The following is a 17,308-nucleotide window of genomic DNA, read 5'->3' as shown; positions in this document are numbered from 1 at the left end:
TGTATTTTAAATATTAAATTGATACTTAATTGTTTCTGCTATATTTCTCACTTCGCTTGAGTTTATTGAATTGAGTTTTGGTATAATGATGATAGAAATATCCGGAGACAAATGATTTTTTATAACACGAGAAGTGTCTTCATCAAACTCTCCATTAAACACAAAATATTCGATAGCGATATTTCTTAATTTCAGTATTTCAATCGTTAATAATGTATGATTAATACAACCCAAGTAATTCGTTGCAACCATAACTACTGGAAGATTAAACTGCTGAATAAGATCAATCATAAAATCTTCTTCATTAATAGGAACAAATAATCCTCCTGCTCCTTCAACAATAAGAGAATTGGTTGTTTTGGGAAATTCAAAATCATTTAAATTAATCTCAATATCTTCTTCTTTTGCAGATTGATGAGGCGAAGCGGCTTTTTGCAAGCGATAACGTTCTTGATGAATTTTCAGTTCTGGAGAAGTTAACGATTTTACCAACAAACTATCTGATGAATCTAAATCTCCCGATTGTATTGGTTTCCAATAATCAGCTTGTAAAACTTCAGTTAATATTGCTGAAACCATCGTTTTCCCAACTTCTGTTCCTATCCCTGTAACAAATAATTGTTTAGACATTTTCTTTTATCTTTTCTATTAATTGATTAATTTCTTCTTGTGTGTTAAAAGCATGCAAACAGATTCTTAAGCGCTCTTCTGCTACTGTAGGCGGAAATACTGCAAAAGTGTTTATTCCTGCCTCTTCTAATTGATTTTGGATTTTGGTTAATTGACTCCTAGACTCAAACTTTAGAATTTGAATTGGACTATTTTTATTTGAAGAACTCGTTAAGCCACTATTTCTAAAATGTGAGATATTATATTGTAAACTTTCTTGAAGCGATTTATTTTCTTTGATAAACTGATAACCTTTTCGTAAACCTGTCACATGAAAATCAGCAATAGCTGTGGTGTAAATAAAAGGTGAAGCATAATTAATGAGATAATCAATCACTAACTGATTAGCTAAAATCGTGGCACCGCTCATTCCCATCGCTTTTCCATAAGTTACAACCGTTGCAAACACTTTGCATTGTAAACCGAATTGATGAACCAATCCGTAACCAAAAACACCAAAAGCATGAGCTTCATCTACCACTAATGCTGCATTGTATTTATTGGCTAATTCAACCAGTTCAATTAATGGAGCACAATCACCATCCATCGAATACAAACTTTCTACCGCGATAAAACAACGCTCTTTTACTCTTTGCAATAGTTTCTCTAAATGATCTAAATCGTTATGTTTAAACTTTATTTTTTTTGCGTTGGATAATTTAATCCCGTCATGTACTGATCGATGTATATTTTCATCAACTAAAACAACATCATGTCGAGTTAAAAGTGCAGAAAAAAGTGCTAAATTGGCATTATATCCAGATGAAAAAAGTAATGCAGCTTCCACTTTATGTTCATTTGCTATCATCTCTTCCGTTTCACTTAGATAATCAGAATTCCCACTAATCAAACGTGCTCCAGTAGAACCATAAAGTAAAGATGGTTGCGCTATAAACTCATTTAAAATCTGCTGATGTAAGATTTCATTTTTAGCTAATCCTAAATAATCATTACTATAAAAATCAATTCCAGAAGAACGAACTTTTAATGTTCTTTTAATTCCTTTTTGTTCTCTTTCAAATAGAGATAGTCGCAATGAATTAAAAAATTTCGACATTATTCAGTTCATTTTCAATTGCAGAAATCCAATTCATAAATAACACTTCTTCTAGTTGTATCACTTGATTTGCATAGATTTTCCATTCTCTATGAAATTCTTTTAATTGTGAAATCATTTCTTCAAGATGACCTTCTTCTTCAACAATAATAGATTTTACCATCACTTTTTGTTGATGCGCCGTCAAAATATCTTGATATATTGGATACAATTCATCTGCCCTCACTTCTATAGCGTAAGTCACAAACAAATAAGCTGCGTATTTTAAATCTTCCCCATCAAGATTAAATTCTTTCTTCAACAAACGACAAACCTGAATATCTAATTGATGTAAATAATACATTGTTGCTTTTGGTGCTAAAAGATAAATAGGCTCATAATTGACACAAGCATCTGGAATTAATTTTATAATTTGCTTTTTCAAATAATAAGCATGGCGATGTTCCTCAGCTGCATGTTTCAATTGGATAAGATTCACAAAAGTTTTGTGCTCACATGCCGAAATCTTTCGTGCTCCTGCATTTTCCATAAACGAAAGTGTATTAAGCCACTTTACATGTAATTTTGGTTCTAAAACAATATGATTTAATAATTTTTTCAATTGATTTTATTTTTGACCAAAATTATAAGTCCAACGGATTGTATATACATTCCACTTTTATAATAAATGATAGTCCGGATATATTAAACCCATTCTAAAATCTCTGAAAAAGGTTGTAGAATCATCACTATAAAGAAGTTGAATAATGAAAACTATTATTACAGAAAAATTCATTATTCATGTATTAATTCTATCTTTTACGATTAGATTTTTCTAAATAGCTACTTTAATCTTATTTTTGCAAAAATTTTTAAATTGAGTACTCGAGAAAATTGGATAAGTTGCAAGAATTGTAATGGACTTGGAAAAAAAAGTCAAGGAGTTTCGAAAAGGAAACTATCGCGTTATGAATCAGCTGTTGCTCAATCTAAAAAGAATGAAAATTTTATTACTCCAAATAAACCAAAAAGTTCGATGCAGATCTGTACTGTCTGCTCAGGAACCGGTTTGACAACTACAAATGAACATCCATCACCCAACGAAAAAAAATATCCTCATGTTGCAATTGTCGGAGCTGGAATTGGTGGAATTGCATTAGCATTAGCGTGTTTACATCGTCAAATTCCTTTTACACTTTTTGAACGTGATCGAGCTTTCAACGATCGTTCCCAAGGTTATGGACTAACGTTACAGCAAGCTAGTAAAGAATTAAAAAAATTTGGAATCCAAACTTTAGAGGAAGGAATCGTTTCTACATTGCATTTAGCACATACTATAGAAGGAAATGTGATTGGCGAATGGGGAATAAGAAAATTGCAAGATAAAGAAGCGATTGAAGCTAAAAACAAAAATAAACATACCAATATTCACATTGCGAGACAATCTTTACGCTTAGCTTTTTTAAATCAATTAGGTGGCAATAATCAAGTTTTATGGAATCATCAATTAGTCGATTTTAATGTTGATGATAAAATAGAATTAACGTTTGATGTTGATGGAATTCAAAAACACTTTAAAGCTGATTTACTTGTTGGTGCTGATGGCATACGAAGTATAGTTCGTCGATTGATTATAAATGAGGAAAATACTCCATTACGTTATTTGGGGTGTATTGTTATTTTAGGTATTTGTAAACTGGATGCTTTAACTAATTTAGAAAATCATTTGTTGGATGGAGCAACGGTATTTCAAACAGCAAATGGAACTGAACGAATGTATATGATGCCTTATGACAAAGATTCGGTTATGTGGCAATTTAGTTTTCCAATGTTAGAAAATGAAGCGATAGCTTTGAGTAAAAAAGGTTCAGAGGCTTTAAAAATAGAAGTTGCTAAAAGAACGCATTGGCACTCTCCTATTCCTGAAATTATTGCAGCTACAGAACCCAAACAAATCACTGGATACCCCGTTTATGATCGAGATTTATTAATGTCAAATTTACTAGAAAATGCTGGCTCTGTCACTTTAATTGGCGATGCAGCTCATCCTATGAGTCCTTTTAAAGGACAAGGTGCAAATCAAGCTTTATTAGATGCTTTATTGTTAGCACAAAAAATAACATCAGCTTATAATAATATTCAAAATAAACAGATTAATTTACGTGAAGAAGTTTTACAACAATATGAAAAAGAGATGATGGAACGAAGTAGCGTTAAAGTGAAAAAGTCAGCAGATGCCGCAAAATTTTTACATTCAGATATTGTACTTCAAGAAGGTAACGTAACGTTTGGTTCTAAGTGGTCTTCTACTTTATAATTAATTATTCTAGATTTACTCATTCATAATCAATAAAAAAGGAGTTTTTACCTTTTGATAAAAACTCCTTTATATAAAACAACTACACAAATTATTTCAGGAATTTCTGTTGATATTCTTTTCTATATGCATAATAAAATACAACTGGAAGAATTGTAAAGGATAAGATTAAACAAATAATTAATCCTCCTACAATCATAATTGCCAAAGGCTTTTGAATTTCTGATCCCATTCCGGTAGAAAGTGCTGCTGGTAATAATCCCATCGATCCCATAAGCGCAATCATCACAACAGGGCGTATTCTACTTTTAACACCATTGACTATTGCTTCTTTTAATTGCATTTTATGCTTTAAATTATCTCGAATAACACCAATTAGAACAATTCCATCAATCGTTGCTACTCCAAAAAGAATAATAAAACCTATTCCCGCAGATATACCAAAAATGGTTCCTGTTACCCAAAGCGAAATAAATCCTCCAATAAAAGCAAAAGGCAGTGTTAATGCAGCTATCGCTGTGTCTTTTACATTTCCGAAATTGGTATACAATAATAATAAAATCAAAACTAACGAAATCGGAACGACCATTGCTAATTGTTTTGCTGCACGCTCTTTACTTTCGAATTCACCAGCCCATTCCATGTAATTTTCTTTCGGTAATTTAACTTCTTTCGCCACTACTTTCTTCGCTTCATCGATTGTACTTCCTAAATCACGACCTTCTATACTGAATCCTACACCGATATATCGACTATTTCCTTCTCGATAAATAAAAGCAGGTCCTGTTTGATAACCAATTGTAGCTATTTCCTGCAAAGGAACATTGTTCCCATTACTTGTTGGAATCAAAATATTTCCAATTTTCTCAGGAGTATCTCTATAAGCTTCCTGAAAACGAAGAATAACATCAAACTGTCGATCATTTTCATAAAACTTAGTAGCTGCTTGTCCACCAATTGTCATTTCAATTACTGCCTGAACATCCGCTGTACTAATACCATATTTCGCCATTTTTGAATCACTCAATTCTATTCTAAGTTCAGGTAAACCAATATTTTTATAAACATTGATATCCGTTATTCCATTTACTTTTTCGATAGAAGTAGCGACCTTGTTTGCATATTTTTCTAAATCATACAAATCATCACCAAAAATCTTAATAACTAATGAACTTTTTACACCAGCTACATATTCTTCGACATTATCTTGAATGGGTTGCGAAAATCCAAATACAATTCCTGGATAATGATTTAGTTTATCTCGCATCTCTTGAATAATCTCTTCTTTTGAAATCTTGCGCTTCCAATCTTTTTCATCTTTTAATTGAACATTAAACTCAATATTAAAGAATCCTGTTGGATCTGTTCCATCATTTGGACGACCTGTTTGTGTTAAAATAAAATCAATTTCATCACAATCTTTCTGCATCAACTCTTTCATCTCTTTTGTTAATCGAGTTGATTCTTGTAAATTGACACTATTTGGTAAAGTTGCACGAATGTAAATTGCTCCTTCATTCAGTTTTGGAAGAAATTCTGATCCATAATGCGAGAACTTAAACAAACAAAGAGCTAAAATTCCTAAAAAGATTCCTATTGTTGCCTTTTTATAACGAAATGCAGTTTCATATAATCCAAAAATAGTTTTCTGAAAAAATCGAGTAATAAAGTTCTCTTTCTCCTCCATATTTTTCTTAAAAAGCAACTTACACATTGCAGGAACATAAGTTAGACTTAATATTAAAGATCCTAATAATGCGTATCCTAATGTAAATGCTAAAGGAGAGAACATTTTACCTTCCACTTTTTGGAATGAAAATATCGGTAATAAAGCAACAATAAGAATAAGTAAGGCAAAGAAAATATAAGAAGCTACACTTCCTGCACTTTTCTTTATAACACCCATTTTACTCATTTTTGCGAAACGTTCTGCTCCTACTTTATGTTGCATTGTAGCTAAAGCAACAAAAACTGTTTCTACAATTACCAAAGTTCCTTCTAACAACAATCCAAAATCCAGTGACCCCATTGAAATTAAATTCGCTGGTAATCCTTGTATTTTCAACATGATAATTGCGAACAAAAATGAAAGCGGAATAACCGAAGCTACAATAAATGTTGATTTCCAATTATATAAAAAAACAAAAACAATTAATGATACCAATAAAATACCTTCAATAATATTTTTAGAAACCGTATGTACTGTATTATCCACCAATTTGGTACGATCTACAACTGTTTCAATTTTCACATTATCTGGTAAAGTTCTTGTATTCAATTCTTCAATCTTCGCTTTCAGATTTTCAATGACTTCGGATGGATTTTCACCACGCAACATCACAACAATTCCTTCTACCATATCATCATGCTTATTGTAACCAACTTGCCCCAAACGTGGTTTATTCGAAATGACAACATCTGCCACATTTTTGATCAAAATTGGTGTAGAACCATTTAGAGCGACAGTAATATTTCCGATATCCTCTATCTTATCTAGTAAACCAACACCACGAACTACATAAGCTTGATCTCCTTGCTGAATCACATCTCCACCAACATTTATATTTGATTTAGAAACTGCTTCATAAACATCTAAAGGCGATAAATTATAATTCTTTAATTCTGTTGGATTAATTTTAATTTCATACGTTTTTTCTTCTCCACCAAAACTTACAACATCTGCAACTCCTGATACAGAAAGCAATTCACGTTCTATTACCCAATCTTGTATCGCGGTAACTTCCTTGATCGGTAAATCACTTTTGATCACATAACGAAAAATCTCTCCTGTAGCACCAGAAGGCGGTTCAATATCTGCATCAGCTCCTTCTGGTAAATCAACTCCACTCAATTTATTCGATACATATTGTTGTGCATAAAAATCATCTACTCCATCTTCAAACTGAACCGTTACAACAGATAATCCGAAAAGAGAAATTGAACGAATATTAGATTTATGCGGAATACTATTCATTACTTTTGAAACTGGTAGAGTCACCAATTTTTCCATTTCCTCAGCACTTCTTCCTGGCCATTGTGTTATAATACGAGCTCTAGTATTTGTTACATCCGGAAATGCCTCTATTGGTGTATGTTTTAAAGAAAATATACCTGCAAAGAGTAATGCAAATACAGCAAATAAAACAAAGGTTGTATTTCGTAACGAAAAAGTTACGACTGATTGTACTAACTTTTTCATTTATTATTTATTTAATTCCTCAAATATCATTAGAGCGTTTCGAGAAATAACTTTCTCATTTGGAGCAAACTTTTCGCTAACAAAGGTGAATTCTTCATTCTGACCAATCGTCGTAATTTTTCGAATATCCATTGTACAATCATTTTTATATACCACCACATATTCCTTGTTGTTCTCAAAAACTTTGGCTTTGTTTGGTATCGCAAATGCATTTCCTACAATATTTTGTTTATCGATAATAATATCTGCACTCAAACCTGGCATCAAGTTCAAATCTTGATTTTCTAACACAACACGCGCTTTCAAAACGTGTTCATTTTCATCAAACACATTGTATATTTTATCAATTTTTCCAACATAAATTCGATCAGGATACGCCATAGATTTCACTTTTACAGCATCTCCTTTTTTTACATATTGCAGATTATTGGCGTAAATATTTACCATTACCCAAACTTGTTTCAAATTAGAAATAGAAAATAAATTATCTTCTGAATCTGAAATAATAGATTGACCAACGCTCATGTTTTTCTGAACGATATAACCATTTTTAGGTGATAAAATCTGGAATTGACCATTGCCAACCGCACGATACATTCTCAAGGTTGCATTGATTTTATCAATTTCAATTTGCGTTGATTGTAATTCGTGTTCTGCCTCTGTAACTTCGGGTTGAGAAGCCATTCCATCATTCAACAATTCTTTTTTCGACTTGATTTGTTTTCGAATCAAATCCATTTGATTTTGATGATAACGCTTTTGCTGTACCAAATCCAACACTTCGTTCGATTTTACAACTGCCAAAACTTGACCTTGACGCACATAATCACCTAATTCAAAATTCACTTTATCTACCACTCCTTGCAGCAAACTTTTAAAACCAACCAAGTCATTTTCGTTGTATTCAATTTTTCCTGACAAGGTTAATTGTTCGTGAATCGGCTGCTCTAAAACAGCTACAATTTCAGTTGACTTTTTCAATTGTTCGTTCAAACAAAATTTGTCTTCTTTTACCGCTTCTTTCGGGGCTTCTTGCTTGTTACAACTACTTAAAACCAAAGTAAAAGCAGCTAAAAAATAAAAACTTTTTTTCATCATTTTATAAATCTTGTCCAACGATATAATTTAGTTCTTCGAATGTGTTTTGATAATTTTCCAATAAATCCAAATAAGCTTTTTGAGATTCGCGATAAGCCTGCGTAAAATCAATAAATTCTAATAAAGTGATTTGTTTATTTTGGAGATGTTTTTTGTAATTGTCAATCATGGTTAGTTGCTCTTGATTGTTCAATTTTTTCCACTGAATAAGAGCTTTATCTAATTGACTAATTTGATTTTGAAGTCGATCGATCGAAATATCTAACTCAGAATGTAGCGCATTTTTCGTAATTTGTTGTTGATTCAGTACAATTTCTGAAGCTTTGATGTTTCCTTTATTCGTATTGAAAATCGGTAAATCAATGCTTACACCTACACCTACAAAATCGCGCATAATATTTCCACCACGATCATAATTTACCTGAAAAGCCAAATCTGGTGTACGTTGCGCTTTTTCTAAAATCAATTGTTTTTCAGCTAAATTGATTTCATTTTCTTGTTTTTTTAACGCTATATTTTGCTCTTTTGCTAATTGTTTAGCATTGAATGGGATTGATTTGGAATGAGAATTGAATCTTGAAAAATCGATTTCATTTACATTTAAATCTGAGTTTTGCGTTAACAATCGAAGTTTATTAATGTATTCAATTTCTTGATTTTCTAGCTCAATTTGATCTTTTTGTAAACCGATTAATTCTGTTTGAAGTCTGTAAAAATCTGCTTTCGGAACATTTTTTAAATCTGCTTGTCGCTGATATTGCGTCATCATCTGTTCAAATAAATCAATACTATTTTGCAATTCTTTCTTTTCAGATTGAATACGCGCCAACGAAAAATATGTTTGTCTCAATTCTTTTTTCAGCTCACGCAACAATTCCTCATACTCAAAAAGTGCCGAATTCTTTTCTAATTCTTTAATCGCAACACGCTTTTTTCGTTTACCTGCCGTTTCAATTAATTGCTCTAATTCGACAGAAATTTGTTGATTTTTCCCGTATTTACCGAATAAATAAGGCTGTTCTTCTACATTATAAGTTTTCCAAAGATTAACCTCAGAAATACTCAACGTTGGATTTTGCCATAATTTCTCCTGAATAATTTCAGCATCAATTCTGTCAACATTGAATTTATTCGCAATGAGTGCATAATTTTTTTGTAAAAACGCGGCTTCTAGATTGTCCAACGTTACGTTTTGCGCCTGTGTTTGCATCGCAAAAATAATTGGAATTGCAGTATAATAGATCTTCTTCACTTCTACTCTTTTTGAAAATTCAAAAGTAAAAGTGTAAGATTAAGGCGAGTTTTAAGTTAGATTAAAAGTAGATTAGAAAATGAGTTTAACAATCGTTCCTTTAGGTTTATTTGGAACAATTTCGATATCAATTTGATGAAGTGTAAAAATAATATTCGCCATCGAAAGTCCAATACCTTTTCCTTGAAAATCTTGTGTGTTTTTTCCTCGAAAAAAGTTTTGTTTAATTTGTTTGATATCGGTTTCTAAAATACCAATTCCCAAATCGGAAATATGAATTTGTAAACGATGATTGATTTCCAAAAACTGTACTAAAATCGGTTGATTGTTCGAATATTTTATCGCGTTACTTACTAAATTATTCAAAGCTACTTCTAATAATTTTTCGTTTCCTTGAATGGTTAACAATTGATTATTTTCGACTTGTAAATCCACATTTATACGTGCTTGATGATACAAAATAGCATTTTCAATCACTTGCCAAACTACCTCATCAATTCGAATTTGACTAAATTCAAAACTCGTTTTTGCACCCGAAAGCAACATCATTTGATCTAACGTTTCTTGCAAATCATTCGTATATTGTTTCAATTGCACAATCACGTTTTCATATTCTTCGAGCGTTCTTTTTTTATGATTAGTTACCTCTAAAGTCCCTAATAATGCTGTAATTGGAGTTCGTAATTCGTGCGAAACATAATCGATAAAATTCTTTTGTACATTAAAAGTTTGCGCTATTCGATCAATAAAATGATTGTAGGTTTTGATTAAATCTTCAATCTCCGCATACGATTTATTGAGCTTTAAAGGTTCAGTAAAATTCTTTGCATCACGCTCTTTTATTTGCTCAATAATTTTTGTAATCGGTTCATAAGCAATTACTCCTAAAAAATTAGAAAATAGATAAATAAAAATCAACCCAACCAATGAAACCGAAATCAAAATTTGAAGTAACGATTGCATTTGTTCGTTAAATTCTTGTTTAGATTCACGCGTGATTACAACAAAATCACCTTCATTATCACGATAAAAAATTCCGTTATAAAAGAAATCTTTACTTGTAAAAAAATCTGATTTATTGGCACGAATATTTTCTATAAAATTGGTTGAAATATCTTTATTAGACGACATATTTCCATTGTATTTTTTGTTGTTATGATCAACAATTAAAATATTTTTTCGGGAAATCGTCTTCTCTAATTGATTTTTGATATTATTATGTTCTAAAACAGGTAATTCGTCCTTTTCTAAATAATAAATAGAAGCCAAAAGTGTCTTATTCTGCAATGATTTGATCTCTTTTTTCTCCATTTCGGTATAAAAAGAAAAATAAATAATTGTAGAAACAATCAAAATAATGATACTAAAAATAATGACTGAATAAAGCGCTAATCGATGTTTTAACTTCATAATTTAAGCTTTAAACATATAACCAACGCCTTTTACTGTATGAATATATTTCATACCATTTTTCTCTATTTTATTACGCAAATACGAAATGTAAACATCCACAACATTGGTGTGATTATCGAATGTTATTCCCCAAACAGCATTTAAAATTTGGATACGAGTAACGGTTTTATCTATATTTTCGATTAAATAATTCAACAACTTAAATTCACGAGGAGAAAGCTCTGTTTCTTCTTGATTGACAAAAACTTTGTATTGATCCAAATCGATTTCTAAGTCATCAAAAATCAATTTATTTTCAGGAATTTCTTGTGAACGAAACTGATTACGACGCGTTAAAGCTTTGATTCGCGATAATAATTCGTCGAAATGAAATGGTTTTGTAATGTAATCATCTGCACCATAGTCCAAAGCCGAAACTTTATCTTGAACTGTATTTAATGCACTTAACATCAAAATTGGAGTGAATATTTTTTTGTAACGAAGTGTCTGTACAAGCTGAATTCCATCCATTTTTGGTAACATAATGTCACAAATAATCAAATCAAACTGAATCGTAAGAAATTCATCTAAAACAGTTTCCGCATCTTTACAAAGCGTAACCAAATGTCCATTTTCTTCTAATCCTTTGATTAAAAAATCGCTAATTCGCTTATCATCTTCGATTACTAAAATTTGCATATACTTTCCATTTTTCCAAAATTAATGAAATTGATCAAGATGAGATGAATATAGCAAATTTTCTAATTGGATTTTAATTTAAAAAGAACAAAATTCAATAAAAAACGAGCAATAAATTGCTCGTTTTTTATATTCAATAATTCGAAGTCTAATCTCCTTCTCCACTATTTTTCATCGCAGTCAAAAGATTATATGCTCCTTTCGAAACATAGACTTTTCCTGAATTTTGAGGAGATTTTATTTCAATCATTTTATTCGCAGAACCTCCTATTTCTACAAGAACTAATCGAAACTGATTTTTAGTTTGTCTTTCGAACACATAGTCTTTTCCTTCAAACTGAATTACAGCTTCTTCTGGTAAAACATTCGCGTCAAGCGAATTCACTTGCAATTCGATATTGAAATACATATTCGCTGTTAATCGCGTACCATTCGCATTCGTAATTCGTGCAAAAACATCAACCGTTCCATCTTCATTCACTTGATTTGAAATTGAGGTGATTTGCGCATCTAACTTTTGATCTGGTTTTGCATTGGTATAAGCTTTCAAAAATTGACCAATCTGAATGTTACTCAGATCCTTTTCAAATACTTTTACATTCAACAAAGAACGATCTGGATTAATAATTTCTAACATCGCATCTGCTGGCGAAATATATTGTCCTGTATTCGCAAAAACCTGACTCACCATTCCGCTAATCGGTGCATAAACATTGATGGTACGTCGGATATTACTCAACGAAACTGAGGAAGGATTGATATTCATTAATCTTAGTTTCTGTTCCAAGGAACTTTTCTTTACCATCAACGATTGACGTGTTGCTTTCGCTTGTTGCATCACTTTGTCACTTGCTGCTTGCTCTGCATTCAAATCCTTTTGACGAACATAATCTGCACTAGCCTGCTCTAACAAAGCTTTTGTTGTGAGATAATCTTCTTGCATTTGGATATACTGCGGATCTTCTAAAACCACCAAAACTTGTCCTTTATTGACATAATTTCCTGGAATTAGTGCAATTCGTTTCACATAACCACCAAAGGCATTGGTGATAGAAATAGTATTTTCTGGGGTTACTGCCGTCTTTGCATTTAGCCGAATAGTTGTAGGTAAATTCTGATGACGTAAAGAGGTTGTATCAATTTCAAAATTCTTTAATTGAGCATCTGTCAACTTTAAAATTGAAGTAGAAATAGTTGCTTTTTGCTCTACTTCAGGTTTTGTTTCTTCTTTGTTACAACTCATCACAACAAAAGATGTACAAAGCATTAAGATATATTTTTTCATATTATTGTGCAGTATAAAAAGTCATTGCGGCATAAGCCTGATTACGTAGATTCTTTGCTTCTAGAAACTTTGTTTTCACTTCGATGATTTGATTATTCAGAATCACCCAATCCAAAAAATTAATCTCTCCTTCTAGTAATTGACGATTAATTGTTTTTTGTAAATCATTCGCAGCAGGAAGTTGAGTTTGCTCAAAATCTCCTACTATTTCTTCGTAAGAGTTTACTTTATTTTTTAAAACATCAAAATCTTGTTGCAACTTCGATTGTTGTAAAGTATACGCTTGTTTTGCAAGATCAGTTTTAACTTTTGAGGCTTCAATTGACGAATTAATTCCTCTATTAAATAAAGGTAAGCCAACTCCTACTTGAAAAGAATTGTATCGATTTTGATCCAAATCAGAAAAGCTTTGATTTGAATATCCAACTGTTAAAACTGGAATTTTCTTTGATTTTTCTATTTCAGTTTCTAAAGTAGAAGTCTGAATATTTTCTTCAGCTAATTTTAACATTGGGTGTGTACCTGAAACAGATAATCCTGCAATTTCATTCCAATTTACACCATCTTTTGTTGGATAAATTTTGAATGATGAATTGGTTAAAAATTGAATTTGTCTTGATTCATTTTCTAATTCATTCTCAACTAATCTCAATTGATTTTGAATCGATTTCAATTGAATAATAGCTGTAGAAACCTCACTTCGGTTTGATTCACCTTTCTTCAAACGTAAATTTGCTTTCTTCAAAAACTCTTGGTAAATCAATTCATTTTCTTTCAATAAATCTTGTTGATATTCTGTATTTTGCATATTGACATACAGATTAACTAATCGTTGTTTAATTTCAACTTTCGTCAATTGTTCATTTGCTTTAGAAGTACTGATCATTTGTTCGTTCAAAGCTTTTTGACGTTTAAAAACCACAGGAAATTGAAACGATTGCGAAATAGTAAACTTGTTATCAAATTCACCTGAATTCACTTGTCCAAATTCCGCAGCTATATCTAAAGGTGAAAGCGAACGATTGGCAAACACATTTTTCTCGTGATAAACAGTAGTCAATTCTGCTTGTTTAATTTCGAGGTTATTCGCGTCAGCTAACTTGACAACTTCATCAAAACTCATACGTTCTTGCGCATTAGCAGTTGTTCCAAACAAAGCTAGAACTAATAAAATAGCTGTAGGAATTGATTTATGACGAGTTGATTTCTTTTTAAAATGAATATTTTCGAACATAACATATAAAATTGGTAAAACAAATAAAGTAAGGAAAGTCGCGCCCATTAATCCTCCAATAACAACAGTTGCTAATGGACGTTGAACTTCTGCGCCCGAACCATTACTAAGAGCCATTGGTAAGAAACCTAAAGAGGCTACGGCAGCTGTCATTAGAACGGGACGAAGACGAGTTCGTGTTCCCATAATAACAATTCGAGTTGTATTTTTAATTCCGTTATCACGTAGACGATTGTATTCTGATATTAATACAATTCCGTTTAGAACGGCAATTCCAAAAAGTGCGATAAATCCAACTCCAGCACTAATACTAAAAGGCATATCTCGCGCAGCTAAGAATAGTATTCCACCGATTGAAGAAAGCGGAATGGCTGTATAAATTAATAAACTTTCTTTGATTGATTTGAATGCAAAAAATAACAAGACAAAAATCAAAACCAAGGCGACTGGAACAGCGATACCTAAACGAGCTTTAGCATGATTCAAATTTTCGAAAGCTCCACCATAGGTTGTATAATAACCTGTAGGAAGTTTTATTTGAGCATCAACTTTTTGTTGTAATTCTTGTACAACACTTTCTATGTCGCGTCCTTTTACGTTAAATCCAACAACAATTCTACGTTTTGCATCTTCGCGCTGAATTTGATTTGGCGTATTTTTATAATCTACTTTTGCTAATTGATTCAATGGAATCTGAATTCCAGAAGCAGTAGGAATCAATAAATTTCGAATATCTTCGATATTCTCGCGTTTGTCTTCTGCTAAACGAACCACCATATCAAAACGTTTTTCACCTTCGAAAACCATTCCAGTAGATTGTCCTGCAAAAGCCATATTAATAATTCGATTTGCTTCTCCAATACTCAATCCATATTGCGCTAATAAAGCACGATCAAATTCAATCACAACTTGTGGAATTCCATTAATTGGTTCGATATACAAATCTTGCGCTCCTTTTACAGTATTGATTATTTTTCCTAATTTCTCTGCATTATTGGCTAAACTATCTAAATTTTCACCAAATATTTTCACCACCACATCTTGTCGTGCTCCTGTCATTAATTCATTAAAACGCATCTGAACAGGAAATTGAAATCCCGTTGAAAGTCCTGGAACATCTTCCAAAGCTTTACTCATTTTATCCGATAATTCTGGAAAAGTTGTGGCAGAAGTCCATTCTTTTTTAGGTTTCAAAACAATAATCATATCTCCTGCATCCATTGGCATTGGCTCGGTAGGAATCTCTCCACTCCCAATTTTCGTGACAACCATTTCAACTTCAGGGAAACGATCTTTCAGTATTTTAGCTGCCTTATTTGTGTATTCTATTGTTGTCGTAATATTACTTCCTGGTAAAATACGCGCTTCTACAGCAAAATCTCCTTCTTCTAAGGCAGGAATAAATTCTCCACCTAAACGAGACATCACAAAAACAGCAATAGTGAAAAGTGAAAGTACAACAGCTAGAATAATAGTACGAACTTTTAAGGCTTTGATTAAATATTTCTGATGGAAAATCTCAATTTTAGCCATTACACGATCCGATAAATTTGGTTTGACTTTCTTCTTTTTACTTAAGAATAAAGTAGTCATCATCGGAACATAAGTCAACGAAAGAATAAATGCACCAATCAGAGCAAAAGCAACTGTTTGCGCCATTGGTTTGAACATCTTTCCTTCTATTCCTTGTAAAGTAAAAATTGGTAAATAAACGATTAGAATAATAATTTGACCAAAAACAGCCGAATTCACCATTTTTTTAGCTGAAGAACCAACTGTTTGATCCATTTCAGTTTGCGTTAATTTATTCTTCAACCCAAATTTTTTGTTGTGTGCTAACTGATGCATCGCCGCTTCTACAATAATCACAGCACCATCGACAATCAATCCAAAATCTAATGCGCCTAAACTCATCAAGTTTCCACCTACACCAAAAATATTCATCATAATAATCGCGAATAATAAGGCCAGAGGAATGACAGAAGCTACAATAAAACCAGCACGTAAATTACCTAAGAAAAGTACCAAAATAAAGACAACGATTAAGGCTCCTTCAAGTAAATTCGTTTCAACCGTATGAATAGTATTGTCAACCATTTTTTTACGGTCTAAGAAAGGTTCAATAACAACTCCATCAGGTAATGTCTTTTTGATTTCTTCGATACGTTGTTGTACATTCTTAACCACTTCGTTACTATTTGCTCCTTTCAACATCATAACAATTGCACCAGAAACTTCACCTGTATCGTTATATGTCATTGCACCATAGCGCGTAGCAAAGCCAGTTTTTACGTCTGCAACATCTCTCAATAAAATAGGTGTTCCACTTTGCGAACGTTTGACCAAAATATTTTCGATATCTTCGATGTTACCAATTAAACCTTCAGAACGGATGAATAAAGAAGTAGGACCTTTTTCGATATAAGCTCCACCTGTATTTTGATTATTCTCACTCAGTGCATCAAATAAATCATTAATTGTCAGACTAAAAGATTGTAAACGTTGCGGATCAATTGCAATTTCGTATTGCTTCAATTTTCCTCCGAAACTACTCACATCTGCCACACCAGGAACGCCTAAAAGTTGACGACGAACAATCCAGTCTTGAATTGTTCTTAATTCAGTTTCATCATATTGATCTTCGTAACCTTCGGCGGGACGAACAACATATTGATAGATTTCGCCCAAACCTGTCGAAATTGGACCAAGTTGTGGTTCTCCAATACCTTCGGGAATCTCATTTTGAACCTGAATCAATCGTTCACTTACTTGTTGTCGCGCCCAATAAACATCTGTATTGTCATCAAAAACAATGGTTACCAATGATAATCCAAAACGAGAAAAACTACGAATTTCGGTAATCCCACCAATATTAGAATTAGCTTGTTCGATAGGAAAAGTCACTAAACGCTCAATATCTTCTGCACTAAAAGAAGGCGCTACAGTGATAATTTGAACCTGATTAGATGTAATATCAGGTTGTGCATCAATGGGTAATTTTGTCGCATCGTAAATACCAAATATCAACAAAGCCAACGTAAACAAACCCACGATAAATTTATTCTTGATTGAAAAATCAATAATTTTATTTAACATCGTAAAATTGTATAGATTAAAAATGTGCTAA

11 protein-coding genes are annotated in these 17,308 nt (G+C 32.2%); 1 reads left to right on the top strand and 10 read right to left on the bottom strand.

The window, feature by feature from the left end; translation table 11 throughout:
• Positions 1-6: 6 nt before the first annotated feature.
• Genes bioD through ACTS9J_RS09015 form a run of 3 tightly spaced genes read right to left on the bottom strand, consistent with a single transcriptional unit; the run spans position 7 to position 2,327 of the window.
• Positions 7-630 carry a dethiobiotin synthase gene (bioD, locus tag ACTS9J_RS09025; protein WP_291095946.1) on the bottom strand — a complete coding sequence of 208 codons (624 nt, stop codon included), beginning with the start codon at positions 628-630 and terminating at the stop codon, positions 7-9.
• Positions 623-1,726, bottom strand: a complete 1,104-nt coding sequence (locus ACTS9J_RS09020; protein WP_313094986.1) for an aminotransferase class I/II-fold pyridoxal phosphate-dependent enzyme — start codon at positions 1,724-1,726, stop codon at positions 623-625. Before ACTS9J_RS09020 ends, bioD begins: the two co-directional genes overlap by 8 nt.
• Positions 1,710-2,327, bottom strand: a complete 618-nt coding sequence (locus ACTS9J_RS09015) for a hypothetical protein (protein ID WP_286494872.1) — start codon at positions 2,325-2,327, stop codon at positions 1,710-1,712. Before ACTS9J_RS09015 ends, ACTS9J_RS09020 begins: the two co-directional genes overlap by 17 nt.
• Positions 2,328-2,573: 246 nt before the next feature.
• Here ACTS9J_RS09015 and ACTS9J_RS09010 point away from each other — a divergent pair, with 246 nt between their 5' ends.
• Complete coding sequence (locus ACTS9J_RS09010; protein WP_409410628.1) at positions 2,574-4,022, top strand: FAD-dependent oxidoreductase; 1,449 nt, start codon at positions 2,574-2,576, stop codon at positions 4,020-4,022.
• 91 nt (positions 4,023-4,113) lie between these two features.
• Here the strand turns inward: ACTS9J_RS09010 and ACTS9J_RS09005 are convergent, their stop codons facing one another.
• From ACTS9J_RS09005 to ACTS9J_RS08975, 7 genes are all read right to left on the bottom strand, one after another.
• Complete coding sequence (locus tag ACTS9J_RS09005; protein ID WP_291051693.1) at positions 4,114-7,221, bottom strand: efflux RND transporter permease subunit; 3,108 nt, start codon at positions 7,219-7,221, stop codon at positions 4,114-4,116.
• Between the two features lie 3 nt (positions 7,222-7,224).
• Complete coding sequence (locus ACTS9J_RS09000) at positions 7,225-8,316, bottom strand: efflux RND transporter periplasmic adaptor subunit (protein WP_291048383.1); 1,092 nt, start codon at positions 8,314-8,316, stop codon at positions 7,225-7,227.
• Between the two features lie 4 nt (positions 8,317-8,320).
• The gene (locus tag ACTS9J_RS08995; protein WP_291048386.1) at positions 8,321-9,571 is read right to left on the bottom strand and encodes a TolC family protein; all 1,251 of its coding nucleotides are present in this window, start codon (positions 9,569-9,571) and stop codon (positions 8,321-8,323) included.
• 72 nt (positions 9,572-9,643) lie between these two features.
• Positions 9,644-10,981 carry a sensor histidine kinase gene (locus ACTS9J_RS08990; RefSeq protein WP_291048389.1) on the bottom strand — a complete coding sequence of 446 codons (1,338 nt, stop codon included), beginning with the start codon at positions 10,979-10,981 and terminating at the stop codon, positions 9,644-9,646.
• Positions 10,982-10,984: 3 nt separating this feature from the next.
• On the bottom strand, positions 10,985-11,662 hold the full coding sequence (locus ACTS9J_RS08985) for a response regulator transcription factor (RefSeq protein WP_125349494.1): 678 nt from the start codon (positions 11,660-11,662) through the stop codon (positions 10,985-10,987).
• A 148-nt stretch (positions 11,663-11,810) separates the two neighbouring features.
• Positions 11,811-12,947: an efflux RND transporter periplasmic adaptor subunit gene (locus ACTS9J_RS08980; RefSeq protein WP_125349493.1), complete on the bottom strand. Its 1,137-nt coding sequence runs from the start codon at positions 12,945-12,947 to the stop codon at positions 11,811-11,813.
• Position 12,948: 1 nt separating this feature from the next.
• Entirely contained in the window at positions 12,949-17,277 is a 4,329-nt protein-coding gene (locus ACTS9J_RS08975; protein ID WP_448353146.1) for a CusA/CzcA family heavy metal efflux RND transporter, read from the bottom strand.
• Positions 17,278-17,308: the final 31 nt, after the last annotated feature.

The sequence above is a fragment of the Empedobacter sp. ULE_I140 genome (genome assembly GCF_053482575.1).
The sequence above is the reverse complement of the archived record's forward strand: the minus strand, read 5'-3'. Positions and strand labels throughout refer to the sequence as shown.

Excerpts from the sequence above, each read along its gene's own strand:
- bioD (WP_291095946.1), bottom strand. The coding sequence starts at position 630 with ATGTCTAAACAATTATTTGTTACAGGGATAGGAACAGAAGTTGGGAAA.
- ACTS9J_RS09020 (WP_313094986.1), bottom strand. The coding sequence starts at position 1,726 with ATGTCGAAATTTTTTAATTCATTGCGACTATCTCTATTTGAAAGAGAA.
- ACTS9J_RS09005 (WP_291051693.1), bottom strand. The coding sequence starts at position 7,221 with ATGAAAAAGTTAGTACAATCAGTCGTAACTTTTTCGTTACGAAATACA.
- ACTS9J_RS09000 (WP_291048383.1), bottom strand. The coding sequence starts at position 8,316 with ATGAAAAAAAGTTTTTATTTTTTAGCTGCTTTTACTTTGGTTTTAAGT.
- ACTS9J_RS08990 (WP_291048389.1), bottom strand. The coding sequence starts at position 10,981 with ATGAAGTTAAAACATCGATTAGCGCTTTATTCAGTCATTATTTTTAGT.
- ACTS9J_RS08985 (WP_125349494.1), bottom strand. The coding sequence starts at position 11,662 with ATGCAAATTTTAGTAATCGAAGATGATAAGCGAATTAGCGATTTTTTA.
- ACTS9J_RS08980 (WP_125349493.1), bottom strand. The coding sequence starts at position 12,947 with ATGAAAAAATATATCTTAATGCTTTGTACATCTTTTGTTGTGATGAGT.
- ACTS9J_RS08975 (WP_448353146.1), bottom strand. The coding sequence starts at position 17,277 with ATGTTAAATAAAATTATTGATTTTTCAATCAAGAATAAATTTATCGTG.